Source organism: Citrobacter sp. Cc139, assembly GCF_030334645.1.
In the GTDB taxonomy this organism is placed as follows: domain Bacteria; phylum Pseudomonadota; class Gammaproteobacteria; order Enterobacterales; family Enterobacteriaceae; genus Citrobacter; species Citrobacter werkmanii.
In genome coordinates this window covers 79,861-93,743 of record NZ_JAOWDM010000076.1, presented here as the reverse complement: position 1 = coordinate 93,743, position 13,883 = coordinate 79,861, and the positions used below count along the sequence as shown (strand labels likewise).

At 50.5% G+C, this 13,883-nt stretch carries 15 protein-coding genes and 3 tRNA genes; 13 read left to right on the top strand and 5 right to left on the bottom strand.

Annotation, left to right across the window (positions count from 1 at the left end; genetic code table 11):
• The first annotated feature begins 4 nt into the window (after positions 1 to 4).
• The 4 genes from rsmC to OGV69_RS10060 all read left to right on the top strand — a co-directional run bounded on the left by rsmC (position 5) and on the right by OGV69_RS10060 (position 1,578).
• Positions 5 to 1,036 (top strand): 16S rRNA (guanine(1207)-N(2))-methyltransferase RsmC, encoded by a 1,032-nt coding sequence (gene rsmC / locus OGV69_RS10075; protein WP_069324104.1) that lies wholly within the window; start codon positions 5 to 7, stop codon positions 1,034 to 1,036.
• A gap of 222 nt (positions 1,037 to 1,258) precedes the next feature.
• Positions 1,259 to 1,345: transfer RNA gene (locus OGV69_RS10070), tRNA-Leu, on the top strand.
• A gap of 28 nt (positions 1,346 to 1,373) precedes the next feature.
• Positions 1,374 to 1,460 (top strand) — tRNA-Leu (locus OGV69_RS10065).
• Between the two features lie 32 nt (positions 1,461 to 1,492).
• Positions 1,493 to 1,578, top strand: a tRNA-Leu gene (locus OGV69_RS10060).
• A gap of 36 nt (positions 1,579 to 1,614) precedes the next feature.
• On the opposite strand, the gene OGV69_RS10055 is transcribed toward OGV69_RS10060, so the two are convergent.
• Positions 1,615 to 1,851 (bottom strand): DUF1435 domain-containing protein, encoded by a 237-nt coding sequence (locus OGV69_RS10055; protein ID WP_074458506.1) that lies wholly within the window; start codon positions 1,849 to 1,851, stop codon positions 1,615 to 1,617.
• 251 nt (positions 1,852 to 2,102) lie between these two features.
• On the opposite strand from OGV69_RS10055, the gene OGV69_RS10050 reads away from it, so the two are divergent.
• Together OGV69_RS10050 and fhuF are read left to right on the top strand one after the other, a co-directional pair.
• Complete coding sequence (locus OGV69_RS10050; RefSeq protein ID WP_038636989.1) at positions 2,103 to 3,179, top strand: GGDEF domain-containing protein; 1,077 nt, start codon at positions 2,103 to 2,105, stop codon at positions 3,177 to 3,179.
• A gap of 108 nt (positions 3,180 to 3,287) precedes the next feature.
• Positions 3,288 to 4,076: a siderophore-iron reductase FhuF gene (gene fhuF, locus OGV69_RS10045; RefSeq protein ID WP_038636988.1), complete on the top strand. Its 789-nt coding sequence runs from the start codon at positions 3,288 to 3,290 to the stop codon at positions 4,074 to 4,076.
• Positions 4,077 to 4,105: 29 nt separating this feature from the next.
• Here the strand turns inward: fhuF and OGV69_RS10040 are convergent, their stop codons facing one another.
• Positions 4,106 to 5,449 (bottom strand): PTS sugar transporter subunit IIC, encoded by a 1,344-nt coding sequence (locus tag OGV69_RS10040; RefSeq protein ID WP_032940335.1) that lies wholly within the window; start codon positions 5,447 to 5,449, stop codon positions 4,106 to 4,108.
• Positions 5,439 to 5,579, bottom strand: coding sequence for a hypothetical protein (locus tag OGV69_RS10035; protein ID WP_165353551.1), 141 nt, complete (start codon positions 5,577 to 5,579; stop codon positions 5,439 to 5,441). The genes OGV69_RS10040 and OGV69_RS10035 overlap by 11 nt, the downstream gene beginning before the upstream one ends.
• 235 nt (positions 5,580 to 5,814) lie before the next feature.
• Between OGV69_RS10035 and OGV69_RS10030 the strand changes: the two genes are divergently transcribed.
• On the top strand, positions 5,815 to 6,273 hold the full coding sequence (locus OGV69_RS10030) for a YbaK/EbsC family protein (protein ID WP_038636987.1): 459 nt from the start codon (positions 5,815 to 5,817) through the stop codon (positions 6,271 to 6,273).
• A 57-nt stretch (positions 6,274 to 6,330) separates the two neighbouring features.
• On the opposite strand, the gene bglJ is transcribed toward OGV69_RS10030, so the two are convergent.
• Positions 6,331 to 7,008: a DNA-binding transcriptional activator BglJ gene (bglJ, locus tag OGV69_RS10025; protein WP_051594501.1), complete on the bottom strand. Its 678-nt coding sequence runs from the start codon at positions 7,006 to 7,008 to the stop codon at positions 6,331 to 6,333.
• Positions 6,969 to 7,694, bottom strand: coding sequence for a helix-turn-helix transcriptional regulator (locus tag OGV69_RS10020; RefSeq protein ID WP_038636985.1), 726 nt, complete (start codon positions 7,692 to 7,694; stop codon positions 6,969 to 6,971). The genes bglJ and OGV69_RS10020 overlap by 40 nt, the downstream gene beginning before the upstream one ends.
• 453 nt (positions 7,695 to 8,147) lie before the next feature.
• Here OGV69_RS10020 and OGV69_RS10015 point away from each other — a divergent pair, with 453 nt between their 5' ends.
• From OGV69_RS10015 to opgB, 6 genes are all read left to right on the top strand, one after another.
• Positions 8,148 to 8,924: a threonine/serine exporter family protein gene (locus tag OGV69_RS10015; protein WP_038636983.1), complete on the top strand. Its 777-nt coding sequence runs from the start codon at positions 8,148 to 8,150 to the stop codon at positions 8,922 to 8,924.
• Positions 8,915 to 9,388, top strand: a complete 474-nt coding sequence (locus OGV69_RS10010; protein WP_286469236.1) for a threonine/serine exporter — start codon at positions 8,915 to 8,917, stop codon at positions 9,386 to 9,388. The genes OGV69_RS10015 and OGV69_RS10010 overlap by 10 nt, the downstream gene beginning before the upstream one ends.
• 122 nt (positions 9,389 to 9,510) lie before the next feature.
• On the top strand, positions 9,511 to 10,050 hold the full coding sequence (dnaT, locus tag OGV69_RS10005; RefSeq protein ID WP_006686572.1) for a primosomal protein DnaT: 540 nt from the start codon (positions 9,511 to 9,513) through the stop codon (positions 10,048 to 10,050).
• Positions 10,051 to 10,052: 2 nt separating this feature from the next.
• Positions 10,053 to 10,790, top strand: coding sequence for a replicative helicase loader DnaC (gene dnaC, locus OGV69_RS10000; protein WP_038636979.1), 738 nt, complete (start codon positions 10,053 to 10,055; stop codon positions 10,788 to 10,790).
• Between the two features lie 70 nt (positions 10,791 to 10,860).
• Complete coding sequence (locus tag OGV69_RS09995) at positions 10,861 to 11,352, top strand: YjjA family protein (protein WP_048215003.1); 492 nt, start codon at positions 10,861 to 10,863, stop codon at positions 11,350 to 11,352.
• A gap of 230 nt (positions 11,353 to 11,582) precedes the next feature.
• Positions 11,583 to 13,874, top strand: coding sequence for a phosphatidylglycerol--membrane-oligosaccharide glycerophosphotransferase (opgB, locus tag OGV69_RS09990; RefSeq protein WP_069324105.1), 2,292 nt, complete (start codon positions 11,583 to 11,585; stop codon positions 13,872 to 13,874).
• Positions 13,875 to 13,883: the final 9 nt, after the last annotated feature.

Genomic DNA, 13,883 nt, shown 5'->3' with positions numbered 1-13,883 from the left:
CTCCATGTCTGCTTTTACCCCGGCAAGTGAAGTCTTGCTGCGCCACAGTGATGATTTCGAACAAAGCCGTATTCTGTTTGCCGGTGATTTGCAGGATGATCTGCCTGCCCACTTCGAAAGCGCCGCCAGCCGTGCGCACACTCAACAACTTCACCACTGGCAGGTGCTGAACCGCCAGATGGGTGACAACGTCCGTTTTAGCCTCGTCGCTAAGGCCGATGACGTTGCCGATAGCGATACGCTAATCTACTACTGGCCGAAGAATAAGCCGGAAGCGCAGTTCCAGCTGATGAACATTTTGTCGCTGTTACCGGTGGGCAGCGATGTTTTTGTTGTGGGTGAGAACCGCAGCGGCGTACGTAGCGCAGAGCAAATGCTGGCCGAATACGCACCGCTTAATAAAGTCGACAGCGCGCGTCGCTGTGGCCTGTACCACGGTCGTCTGGAAAAACAGCCGGTCTTTGATGCAGAAAAATACTGGGATGAATATCAGATTGATAATCTGACCATCAAAACGCTGCCGGGCGTATTCAGCCGTGACGGCCTGGATGTTGGCAGCCAATTGCTGCTCTCCACACTGACGCCGCATACCAAAGGTAAAGTTCTGGATGTCGGTTGTGGCGCGGGCGTACTCTCCGTCGCTTTAGCCAGCCATTCGCCCAAAGTCCGCTTAACCCTGTGTGATGTAAGTGCGGCCGCTGTTGAAGCCAGCCGCGCCACGCTTGCCGCCAACGGTATTGAAGGTGATGTGATCGCCAGCAACGTTTTTTCTGACGTGACGGGCCGCTTTGATATGATCATCTCCAACCCACCGTTCCATGATGGGATGCAGACCAGCCTCGATGCCGCGCAAACGCTGATTCGCGGCGCGGTGCGTCATCTCAACAGCGGCGGTGAACTGCGTATCGTGGCGAACGCCTTCCTGCCCTATCCGAAGGTGCTGGATGAGGTATTCGGATTCCATGAAGTTATCGCACAGACCGGACGCTTCAAGGTCTATCGCACCATCATGACGCGTCAGGCGAAAAAAGCCTAACTGATCAAGGCTGGATCAGGCATTTACGCTGCCGCCAGACGTGACACTGAGCAACGCCGGATAGCGCTATCGCTTATCCGGCCTGGATAAAACGCCAAAAACCGTAGAAACGCCTTTTTTTTCGGCAATCACGTTAAGTTCGATAATTAACTGTTGACGCCCTGCATAAAATCTCTAGAATTCGCCTCCGTGGTAACGATACTTTTTGAGTGTCGATGGTATGCGAAGGTGGCGGAATTGGTAGACGCGCTAGCTTCAGGTGTTAGTGTCCTTTCGGACGTGGGGGTTCAAGTCCCCCCCCTCGCACCATAATCCACGTTGATATTGCTCGCACTGGGCGAAGGTGGCGGAATTGGTAGACGCGCTAGCTTCAGGTGTTAGTGTCCTTTCGGACGTGGGGGTTCAAGTCCCCCCCCTCGCACCAACGAGGCGATATCAAAAAAATAAGATGACTGTGCGAAGGTGGCGGAATTGGTAGACGCGCTAGCTTCAGGTGTTAGTGTCCTTAGGATGTGGGGGTTCGAGTCCCCCCCCTCGCACCAATTATCTTATTTCGTTCTCTTTTTCCCCTGTTTTGCTTATCCCTGATTCCAGTTCATCATTACCAGCACAATGCCGCCAATCAGCGCTGCACATGAAGGTAACAGAATAAAATGCCGTAAGCGCTTGTGGTATAGCATGAGCGAAGTCAATAGTAATCCTAATACAATCATTACCTTCCATACATTGACCGACAGGTCGGTAAATGCCATCCCGGCAATGAGTATCCCCGGCAGCAGAACTCCCCATCCACTGCCCAGCGTACGTTGCAACATGGTTCCACCTACGACATTGATAATGATAACCAATATCATATGATATGTTTTCTCATTTGTCAGCTGGGAGGCACTATCAATTATATGAGTTTTACTTAACGATTGATGACATGAATAATCTAAGGTGATAAATTGCTCGCCGGTTAACGCTTCAACTAAAAATAAAGACCTCAGCGAATGATACCCCGTTCGTTATTTGTTTTATTTACCAACACATCTTCGTATATTACAGATAACTAACAATATTTACTATGACAGTACAATCCTGGCGAACTCTGCGCACTAAAAAATATCAACTCTCTTTGCGTTTGTTTCTGCTTCTCAACGCAGTCTCCGCGCTGTTTACGCTTTTTTTCCCACTTTTTGCCGTCAAAGCCTTATCTGTACCGGCTCTGCTGATACTGATCACCAGTACGCTGCTGCTTATATGGCATGGTAAATACACGGATAAAAAAATTAATCTCCCTTTTATTTCAATAATCTTTGGCTTGTTATGGGCATTCCATATTTTTCAGAAATATTCCACTCTCGGTCATAATGACTATTATTTTCTGTTAATCGCACTGCTCAGCGTGCTGTTTATTGGATCTATTGCTTTCGCCAATAATATCATCGCGTTTACGCTTCATTCTCTCCCCTCCGTCGCCGTCTGTTTATGGCTTAGCGGCAACGAGCATAGTTTACGAATTTTCTATTTTATGGCGTTACCGATGGCCGGGATCGCCATCCAACATGTGATACAAAAGCGCTACGATGGTTTCGCCCAGCAGTTGATGTACAAACTGCTTGAGGAACGGGAAACGCTCAACGGACTCAGCATGCTTGACCCGCTTACCGGTTTGTATAACCGCCGGGGACTGCAACACAGACTCGATACGCTGTTGGCGCTGAGCAACTCGAAACACTACGTGCTGTTATTGGATATCGACCACTTCAAAGCCTATAACGATCATTACGGGCATATGATGGGCGACCAGGCGCTGATCCGCGTCTCAGCCGCCATTCGAGATTCCGTACGATCCCGGGATGTGGTGGCGCGATTCGGCGGCGAAGAATTCATGGTTTTGCTGACCGCGATCGATCCGCAGCAGGCACAGGCCGCCGCCGAGCGTATTCGTCAGAAAGTGTACGACCTTAAAATACCCCACATGTTTAACGAAAACGTGGCAACCAACGTGACCGTCAGTATCGGCATTGCGCCGCTGGTAGAGCAGGATATTGAGGCCGCTATCGCCAGAGCGGATAAAGCCCTGTACGAGGCGAAAAATCTTGGGCGTAATAACACGCTGGTCAGCGATGAGCTGAGGGTAAACCGCCCTTCACTCTGAGCTATCTGTGCGGTGGCATCCGTCATCGCGACAAAGATCTTGCCATCGTTCATCGTCAACTATAGGATTAGCAATCATTATCATTTCGATTAACATCCTTATATTGCCATGGCTTATCGTTCCGCACCGATCGTTGAAGATGTCATCTGGCGTAGCCACCTTCCAGCAAAGATGCCCTCGCTGGCTGCTGCTGTACGCGAAACGATAGCCCAAACTCGTGAGCACCTGCTGGACTTTATTCGTCTTGACGAAATCCCCGTACCGGGCGCGATGACGCTACATGAATGGACGCAACCAGCGACGCTCAGTTCGCTGTTGGCCGTTTATTCAGACCATATCTATCGCAACCAGCCCACGCTGACACGCGAAAATAAGCCGCTGATTTCTCTCTGGGCGCAATGGTATATCGGGCTGATGATGCCCCCACTCATGGTAGCCCTGCTAACGCAAAAAGAGGCCATTGACGTCTCACCTGAACACATGCGCGTTGAGTTTCACGAAACGGGCCGTGCAGCCTGCTTCTGGATTGACGTCCACCAGGATCATCAGACTACAGCCCTGTCGCCTCAACAACGCATGGAAACGCTGATTCTCTCGGCACTAACGCCGGTTGTGCAGGCGCTGGAAGCAACAGGCGAGATCAACGCCAGGCTTATCTGGAGCAATACCGGATATTTAATTCACTGGTATTTAACGGAAATGAAGCCATTGTTAGGTGAAGAGCTGCTGAACTCACTGCGGCAAACCTGCTTTTTTGAGAAACAACTCTCCTGCGGTCAGGATAATCCGTTGTGGCGTACCGTTGTTCCACGCGAAGGATTACTGGTGCGCAGAACCTGCTGCCAGCGTTACCGCCTGCCCGACGTTCAGCAATGCGGTGACTGTACGCTGAAGTAAGCGAGGAGCCGTAGCCCCTCGTCAACAATTTATGCAACCTGCTGGTTTTCCTCTTCTATACGCTGTGCTTCTTCTTTTTCCTGCGCCAATAGCTGCTTTTCATAGACCTTAAAGAATGGGAAATAGATGATCGCCGACACCAACGCCAGCAGGACGACCAGGATGGCCGCGCGATAATCCCAGCCTAACGCCCATGCCGCACCAACCGGTGCCGGGGCCGTCCAGGGAACGACGGAAATCACCCGTCCAATTAAATCCAGCTTCATCGCCGCCCAGGCCAGCACCGCATTCACCATCGGGGCCAGCAGAAACGGGATAAAGAACACGGGATTCATGACAATCGGCGTACCGAAAATCACCGGTTCGTTAATATTAAAAATGCTGGGGACCACACTCAAACGCCCAATCGAACGTAAATGCGCCGAACGGCTGCGCAGATAGCAAATCACTAACCCCATCGTCGCGCCGGACCCACCAACCACGATGAAAAACGTCCAGAATGCTTCCATAAAGATATGTGGCAAAGGTGCGCCCTGTGCCAGCGCCGACTGATTCATTCCGAGATTGGTTAGCCAGAACATTTGCAGCATCCCCGAAACAATCGCCGCACCATGGATCCCAGCAAACCACAGTAGATGACCAATCAGCACGGCCAGTAGTATCGCCGGGAGAGAATCAGCAGCGGATACCAGTGGTTTAAAGATAGCCATAATGGCCTGCGGAATTAGCATGTCAAACTGCGACTGTATCACCAGGCTCAGAGGGTACAGCGTTAGCACCACCACCAGCACCGGAATCAGCAGATCGAAGGAGTTTTTGATCATTGGCGGCACCTGATCGGGTAAACGGATGCCGATGTTGTGCGCCTTCAGGAAACGCATCATTTCCACACAGTAAATCGCCACGAGGATAGCAGTGAAAATTCCCGTCCCACCCAGGCTATCGACGGGCATCGCGCCTTTGGTTTTCGGCGCGGCAATCAGCAAAAAAGCCATGATGGACAACATCGCGCACATAAACGGATCTAACTGATGCGACTTCACATAGTGCTTACCCAGGTTATAAGCGATAGCCGCACAGATGTAGACCGACATGATCCCCATCGTCATATCAAACGGTGTGAGGATCTGGCCTTCAAACTGTTTTGCCATATCCAGCCATGCACGGGCAAATCCCCATGTGGTATCAGGAGAAAATGGCGGGTAGGCGAAAACCAGCAGAAATGAACCGACGATCATAAAGGGCATAGCCGAAATAAACCCATCGCGGATTGCCATCACATGACGTTGTGAAGAGATTCGTCCGGCGACAGGGCTGACGTAGTTTTCAACAAAACGGAAAATCACATTAAACACAGCATGATTAGTAGACATAGCCGCTCTCCCGTTGCGCAAAACCCTGCAGCCATGCAGGCATCAACACCACCACGCAAAGCTCATTACACTTTTTCGCAACCGTGCCGGGAAGAACACCAGCGCTACTGCATTTTGAGTTAAGTTTCATAGATGGCTCTTATTATGTGATACAGAGGAAGTGACAACTTCAGTATTAATCGTCATTTCAACATTCTGCAACCGGTTACTGTAACCGGTTTCTTTGATTGTGAAGATGATCGAAAAACTGCCAATGTTGCCATGTTGTTACAATAAAATATTTACAGCGAGCTTGCCCCTATGACAAATTACGCCATGCGGTTTTCTGCTGTATGGAGCTGCCCGTAGGCGATTTGGAGAGAAGAATGAGTTTGCAATCAGTACGCCAATTTTTGGCGCAACATGCCCCAGATATTGAGATCATCGAATTAGATCAGAGCACGGCAACCGTCGAGCTGGCAGCAAAAGCCCATAATGTCGAACCCGGTCAGATCGCGAAAACACTTTCGCTAAAAGTGAAGAACGACATCATTCTGGTCGTCGCCAAAGGCGATGCCCGGCTGGATAATAAAAAGCTAAAGAGCACATTCGGCGCCAAAGCCCGTATGCTGAGTAGTGATGAGGTCGTGAATGCGACGGGTCACCCCGTTGGCGGCGTTTGTCCTTTCGGGCTGGAAACACCGATATCGGTTTATTGCGATGTCTCTCTGAAGCACTATGCTGAAGTGCTGCCTGCGGCAGGGGCCATTCACAGCGCTGTTCGCATCACGCCGGAAAGGATGGCTGAGCTAACTTCAGCCACCTGGGTTGATGTGTGCCAATGATGTTTCACGCCCCGGGCCGGTGACTGAACCCGACACAAAATACGTCTACGTTGGCCGTCACGACGCCGCTTGTAGAATGGGTGTCGGTTCGCCTGCGCGCAGATACAGCAGGATATCGGCAGCATCCAGTAAACCCGCATCTGAGCTCACGCCCAGCTTGGACATTACGTTAAATTTATGCGCCCGAATGGTTTTAATATTCCGTTCAAGCTGAACGGCAATCTGCGGCATCGAATAGCCATTTGACATAAAACGCAGTATTTCTCGTTCTGTGGGGCTAAGCACACGGCTTTGATTGATAAACCAATGGTTTTTCGCGCTTTCGGTTGTCCGAGTAGGGCAATTCAACGACGTAAACAAAGCTTCCTGCAGCACAGTTAACGAAGAGGCTTTGCTAACGACCCCATCCAGCGGCAATGGTGACAGAGAGCCAATTAAACGTGCCTCAGCATCGTCATCGGCAATCACCACACGCCTGATGCGAGGGAAATTTATCGCCATCTCCGTCAGATAGGCGAGTCCTGCTCTGCGATCGGTTCTGATAGCAGAAAGAGAAAAAATTACTGCCGAAAATGACATTTTTAACATCGCCTGACTAAAAGCAGGCTGGTTCGAAAAGAGATGAAGTGCGTATTGGTCATCCGGCATGGTATTAAATAAACTCTCAATACCCACACGACTCATCGCACATTTTTCTACAAGTGCGACGTTTCTTTTAATGCTTCTGCTTTCCATTCCGTGGTCTCCCCATATACTGAAGGTAAATTCAGTTCTCGCGATCCTTGAGAACTATTTATCCATGCGTACATTTCTGCATTGCTATGTATTGATAAGCGACGCATGGCGCTGTTCTTTTGGGCGCTGATTGTTTTATTACTTTTCTTAAGTAACGATGCAATCTGGTTAATTCCCCAACCTTTTCCCAGGAGTCTCAGCACTTTCCTCTCCGAGAGAGTAAGTGCAATTGAGCGGGCGCTATTGTCAGCCAACTCTGGCATTACGGGAGGGGAAATCAGAGATTTACTTATCCTCTCAGCTCGGGTATTTCCCGCGTGAATTACATTCACTAAACTTTCAATCGGCTCAGCATCAGATAACAGTGAACTGATCGGGCACATCAGCAGTTCGATGGCGAGAGGGTAAAAAACACGAGAGACAAGAAACACCCAATGAATATCACGGTATTGAGATAATAAAGAATAAAATTGTTCGCAAACTGAGCGAGGATGATTGCAGTCTGCTGATAAATCAGCAATCACCAAGTCAGCGCACCGCAACTGCAACAATGTCAGTTCTTCAACAGAACGACAGTAAGTCAATTCGTAATCAGCAAACTGTTCTTGCATTACACCTTTAAGCCCAGTTTGTACGATCGGTAATTTGCTAATAATAATTGCGTTTTTGCAGCGTCCTGGCAACATATCCCCTCCACATTCACCAGTCCGTATTCGCATTTATTAGAAGATCCCTGATAAATTAAACGTATTAATTAACAGAAAATCCCTAAACAATAGACGAGGTGAATTGTTTATCCTTGGATTTCATTCAAACATTAAAATAATGGCGCTATAATCCCAATAGCGTTCAAACTATTGAACCGTTATTACAAAATTACGCATAAATACATTCTATGTACAATTAAAAGAACTAAAATAGAACATTAGAATTGCTTACGTATTTGCCATCCTGATAAATAAAACTATCTTATCATGTGATACTGTTTTTATTGATTAGCAGGTAAGGCATGTAAGCGAGTACGACCTGCGTCTTTTTTCAACACAAAGATTGATCTTGCCAGAGCTAACTGGCTCATGCTTCATGATAAAAAGAAGACATTCACTATTCAATGAGATCCTTTTCAGTCAGAGCGAACCATGCAAACAGAGCAGTCGTCACAGCGAACGGTTACACGGTTATGTATACAATGTGGGCTTTTTTTACTCCAGCATGGTGCAGAAAGCGCGCTGGTTGACGAGTTATCCACTCGCCTCGGCCTGGCGCTTGGCATGGATAGCGTAGAAAGCGCCATCTCCTCCAACGCGATTGTCCTGACTACCATTAAAGATGGGCAATGCCTGACGTCGACCCGAAAAAATCATGATCGCGGCATTAACATGCACGTCGTGACGGAAGTGCAGCACATCGTTATTTTAGCGGAACACAAACTACTGGATCTAAAAGGCGTTGAGAAGCGCTTTAGCCAGATTAAGCCGCTACGCTATCCAAGATGGCTGGTCGCATTGATGGTCGGTTTGTCCTGCGCCTGCTTTTGCAAACTCAATAACGGCGGATGGGACGGCGCGGTGATCACCTTTTTCGCCAGCATGGTGGCGATGTATATCCGCCAGATTCTGGCGTCACGGCATTTGCATCCGCAAATCAACTTTTGTATCACTGCCTTTGTAGCGACCACAATATCCGGCCTGTTGCTGACGCTGCCGACCTTTAATCACACCCCAACCATCGCCATGGCTGCCAGCGTGCTGCTGCTGGTTCCGGGTTTTCCGTTGATCAACTCTGTCGCGGATATGTTTAAGGGGCACATTAATACCGGGCTGGCTCGCTGGGCCATTGCCAGTCTCCTGACGTTGGCAACCTGCATTGGGGTGGTTATGTCGATGACCTTATGGGGGCTGCGCGGATGGGCGTGATCGATTTCATTCTGGCGCTGATACAGGACATGATCCTGTCGGCGATCCCGGCTCTGGGCTTTGCCATGGTGTTTAACGTCCCGCACCACGCGCTTCCCTGGTGTGCGTTACTCGGCGCGCTGGGCCATGGTTCACGAATGGTGATGATGAGCGCAGGGTTTAATATTGAATGGTCAACCTTTATGGCGTCGCTGCTGATTGGCTGCATTGGGATCCAGTGGTCGCGCTGGTATCTGGCGCATCCGAAAGTTTTCACCGTTGCGGCTGTGATCCCTATGTTCCCCGGGATCTCCGCCTACACCGCCATGATCTCCGCGGTAAAAATTGGCCATTTTGGCTACAGCGAAGCGCTGATGATTACCCTGTTAACCAATTTCCTGAAAGCCTCATCAATTGTTGGTGCGCTCTCTATCGGCTTATCCGTACCAGGCTTATGGCTGTATCGCAAACGCCCACGCGTCTAGCGCGGTAATTTCTTAGCATATCGCAGAGGGGGGAATCTCCCCCTCATCTGCTGCTCTCATGGTTCTCTGTGTTACTATAAAAGCAGTCCCTTCTCGGTTGTTGTTCAGTTTTGAGAAACATTATGCCCTGCAAAATTTTGACGCCGGACGTCATCAGCATTGACGCCTTACTACACGATCACCACGCGGTACTGGCAAAGTCTGCGGGTGGCGCCGTAGCGGTATTCGCCAACAATGCGCCAGCGTTTTACGCGCTGACGCCTGCGCGACTGGCTCAGTTGTTGGCGCTTGAAGAGAAGCTGTCACGTCCAGGAAGCGATGTGACGTTGGATGCGCAATTTTATGAAGAGCCGCAAGCTGCGCCCGTGGCCGTGCCAATGGGGAAATTTGCGATGTACGCTGACTGGCAGCCCGATGCCGACTTTCAGCGCCAGGCCGCTCTGTGGGGCGTGGCGTTAAGAGAACCGGTCACCGCCGAGGAACTGGCCTCATTCGTCGCTTACTGGCAGGCCGAAGGCAAAGTCTTTCACCATATTCAGTGGCAGCAAAAACTGGCGCGTAGCATCCAGATTGGCCGGGCCAGCAATGGCGGAATGCCAAAGCGCGATGTGAACAGTGTCAGCGAACCTGACAGCCATATTCCACCAGGTTTTAGAGGATAACGATGAAAAACGTTGGCGATCTGATGAAACGTCTGCAAAAAATGATGCCGCCCAATGTCGAGCCTGCCTTTAAAACGGGCGAAGAGCTACTGGCATGGCAAAAAGAGCAAGGTGAAATTCGTGCCGCAGCGCTGGCCCGCGAAAACCGGGCCATGAAAATGCAGCGCACATTCAACCGCTCCGGTATCCGTCCGCTGCACCAAAACTGTTCATTCGATAACTATCGGGTGGAATGCGAAGGTCAGATGAATGCCCTGAGCAAAGCCCGCCAGTACGTTGATGAGTTTGACGGCAACATCGCCAGCTTTATTTTCTCGGGCAAACCCGGCACCGGCAAAAACCATCTGGCGGCAGCTATCTGCAACGAACTGCTGCTCCGCGGTAAGTCGGTACTGATCATTACCGTGGCTGATATCATGTCGGCGATGAAAGAAACCTTTAGTAACCGTGAAACCAGCGAAGAACAGTTGCTCAACGATCTTAGTAATGTGGATCTACTGGTGATCGATGAGATCGGCATGCAGACCGAATCCCGCTATGAAAAAGTGATCATCAATCAGATCGTCGATCGCCGATCGTCCTCAAAACGCCCGACCGGTATGTTAACCAACAGCAATATGGATGAAATGAACAAACTGCTGGGTGAGCGCGTGATGGATCGCATGCGTCTCGGTAACAGCCTGTGGGTGATTTTTAACTGGGACAGCTACCGTAGCCGGGTAACAGGAAAAGAGTATTAACGTATTAGGACCACTCCTAAAGCTGCCAGCGCTATACTGCGCTGAAAAGGCATAACACGAGTTGCATATAATGATGAAAACAACCAAACGTCTGCTGTGCTGTGCGCTTGCCGCCAGTACGCTCATCTCCACCAGCGTTTTTGCCGCCTCCTGGCAGGACTCGCTCTCCAGCGCGGCCAGCGAACTGAGCAAACAAAGCTCCGGCTCGCAGGGCAGCTCGTCGCTCTCCTCCCTGACCAGTCTGCTGAATGGCAGCAATCAGTCACTGACCTCAAGCAGCATGAATAACGCCGCCGGGATCCTGGAATATTGCGCCAAACAGAAACTGGCCTCGGTCACCGACGCGCAAAATGTCAAAAACCAGGTGCTGGATAAACTCGGCCTCAGTGCCCCAGAGCAGAAACAAGACACCAATTACATGGACGGCATTCAGGGCCTGCTCAACGCCAAAGATGGCCAACAGCTGGACCTGAACACGATTGGTAATAGCTCGCTGGCGAAGCAGGTAAAAACCAAGGCCTGCGATCTGGTGTTAAAACAGGGTATGAACTTCATTTCCTGAGGCATTAAATGCCGCGTATCCCCTGCGCGGCATCCCCCTATTCCTGCCGATACAGACCGCCATCACGAAAGCCGTAATTACCCGCCAAAAACGCGCATATCTAAACCAATTCTGAATAACAACGTAATTTAATGTCACTACAATTGCAGCAATATAACAACGCTATTACATTGTTCTCTCACCAAATGATTAGCCTGCCAGGCATGTGCCCGGTTTACTGAGGATCGACCGTGTCAGAATTAATCTCCATCACTCTGTTTCTCGCTTCAGTGCTGATTTATGCCTGGAAAGCGGGTCGCAATACCTGGTGGTTTGCCGCCACGTTAACGGTGCTGGGGACTTTTATTGTCTTAAATATCACACTGTATGCCAGTGACTATTTCACCGGCGACGGAATCAACGACGCGGTGCTTTATACTCTGACCAACAGCCTGACCGGCGCAGGTATCGGGAAATATATTCTGCCTGGCGTCGGCATTGCGCTGGCGCTGACGACCGTCTTCGTCGCCCTCGGCTGGATCCTTCGCCGCCGTCGCCATCACCCGCATCACGTGGGTTACAGCCTGTTGGCCCTGCTGCTGGCGCTGGCCTCCGTTGACGCCAGCCCGGCGTTTCACCAGATAACTGAACTGGTGAAATCTCAGTCGCGCGATGGCGATCCGGATTTCCTGACCTATTATAAAGAGCCGTCGAAAACCATCCCTCATCCGAAGCTGAACCTGGTTTATATCTACGGCGAAAGTCTCGAACGCACCTACTTTAATAACGAGGCGTTCCCGGATCTGACCCCGGAGCTCGGCGCGTTGAAAAACGAAGGCATGGATTTCAGCAACACCATGCAGCTACCAGGGACGGATTACACCATCGCTGGCATGGTCGCTTCGCAATGTGGCATCCCGTTATTTGCGCCATTTGAAGGCAACGCCTCGGCATCGGTTTCCAGCTTTTTCCCCAACAATATCTGTCTCGGCGATATCCTGAAAAACTCCGGCTACCAAAACTACTTTGTGCAGGGGGCCAACCTGCGCTTTGCCGGGAAGGATGTGTTCCTGAAATCTCACGGGTTTGATCATCTGTACGGCGCAGAAGAGTTAAAAAGCGTGGTGGCGGATCCCGCATATCGTAACGACTGGGGCTTTTACGATGACACCGTGCTGGACGAAGCATGGAAAAAATTTGAAGAACTTTCGCGTTCAGGACAACGTTTTTCACTGTTTACCCTGACCGTGGATACCCATCATCCAGATGGATTTATCTCTCGTAGCTGTAACCGTAAACGTTATGACATCGACGGTAAGGCCAATCAGTCCTTCAGCGCGGTGAGCTGTAGCCAGGAAAATATCGCTGAATTTATTAATAAAATCAAAGCATCCCCGTGGTTTAAAGATACCGTGATCGTGGTTTCTTCCGATCATCTGGCAATGAACAACACCGCCTGGAAGTATCTGAACAAGCAGGACCGCAACAACCTGTTCTTCGTGTTACGCGGCGACCAGCCGCAACAGGATACGCTGGCGGTGAAACGTAACACGATGGATAACGGCGCAACGGTGCTGGATATTCTGGGCGGCGATAACTTTATCGGCCTTGGCCGCAGCAGTTTGTCGGGCGAATCCGTATCGGAAGTATTCCTCAACATCAAAGAAAAAATGCTGGCGTGGAAGCCCGATATCATCCGCCTGTGGAATTTCCCGAAAGAGATGAAAGAGTTCACCATTGACCAGGACAAGAACATGATCGCGTTCTCCGGCAGTCATTTCCGCCTGCCACTGCTGCTGCGCGTATCAGATAAACGCGTCGAACCACTACCAGAAAGCGAATACTCGGCGCCGTTGCGCTTCCAGTTGGCGGATTTCGCGCCGCGCGATAACTTTGTCTGGGTCGATCGCTGCTACAAAATGGCGCAGCTGTGGGCGCCGGAGTTGGCGCTTTCCACCGACTGGTGCGTCTCTCAGGGGCAACTGGGCGGGCAACAAATTGTGCAGCACGTTGACAAAGCCAAATGGAAAAGCAAAACCGTCTTTAAAGACACGGTGATCGACATGGAGCGCTACAAAGGAAACGTCGATACGCTGAAAATTGTCGATAACGATATTCGCTACAAAGCCGACAGCTTCGTCTTTAACGTGGCGGGTGCGCCGGAAGAGGTGAAACAATTTAGTGGTATTTCACGCCCCGAATCCTGGGGACGCTGGTCCAATGCGCAGCTCAGTGAAGAGGTAAAAATCGAATACAAAGCGCCATTGCCGAAAAAATTCGATCTGGTCATCACCGCCAAAGCCTATGGCGATAACGCCAATCGCCCGATACCCGTGCGCGTTGGCAATGAGGAACAGACGCTGGTGTTAAGCCATGATATCAGCACCACTACCTTACATTTTGAAAACCCGGCGGATGCCGATACGCTGGTGATTATCCCACCCGATCCGGTCGCCACCAACGAGGGCAATATTCTCGGCCACTCGCCGCGCAAGCTGGGGATCGGGATGGTGGAAATCAAAGTGGTGGCAGCTCAGGGGTAAAAAAAGGGA

Coding starts and splice junctions, on each gene's coding strand:
- OGV69_RS10030 (WP_038636987.1), top strand. CDS start 5,815: ATGAGTTTGCAATCAGTACGCCAATTTTTGGCGCAACATGCCCCAGAT.
- OGV69_RS10055 (WP_074458506.1), bottom strand. CDS start 1,851: ATGTTGCAACGTACGCTGGGCAGTGGATGGGGAGTTCTGCTGCCGGGG.
- OGV69_RS10015 (WP_038636983.1), top strand. CDS start 8,148: ATGCAAACAGAGCAGTCGTCACAGCGAACGGTTACACGGTTATGTATA.
- OGV69_RS10050 (WP_038636989.1), top strand. CDS start 2,103: ATGACAGTACAATCCTGGCGAACTCTGCGCACTAAAAAATATCAACTC.
- OGV69_RS09995 (WP_048215003.1), top strand. CDS start 10,861: ATGATGAAAACAACCAAACGTCTGCTGTGCTGTGCGCTTGCCGCCAGT.
- dnaC (WP_038636979.1), top strand. CDS start 10,053: ATGAAAAACGTTGGCGATCTGATGAAACGTCTGCAAAAAATGATGCCG.
- OGV69_RS10040 (WP_032940335.1), bottom strand. CDS start 5,449: ATGTCTACTAATCATGCTGTGTTTAATGTGATTTTCCGTTTTGTTGAA.
- OGV69_RS10010 (WP_286469236.1), top strand. CDS start 8,915: ATGGGCGTGATCGATTTCATTCTGGCGCTGATACAGGACATGATCCTG.
- rsmC (WP_069324104.1), top strand. CDS start 5: ATGTCTGCTTTTACCCCGGCAAGTGAAGTCTTGCTGCGCCACAGTGAT.
- OGV69_RS10020 (WP_038636985.1), bottom strand. CDS start 7,694: ATGTTGCCAGGACGCTGCAAAAACGCAATTATTATTAGCAAATTACCG.
- dnaT (WP_006686572.1), top strand. CDS start 9,511: ATGCCCTGCAAAATTTTGACGCCGGACGTCATCAGCATTGACGCCTTA.
- OGV69_RS10035 (WP_165353551.1), bottom strand. CDS start 5,579: ATGAAACTTAACTCAAAATGCAGTAGCGCTGGTGTTCTTCCCGGCACG.
- fhuF (WP_038636988.1), top strand. CDS start 3,288: ATGGCTTATCGTTCCGCACCGATCGTTGAAGATGTCATCTGGCGTAGC.
- bglJ (WP_051594501.1), bottom strand. CDS start 7,008: ATGGAAAGCAGAAGCATTAAAAGAAACGTCGCACTTGTAGAAAAATGT.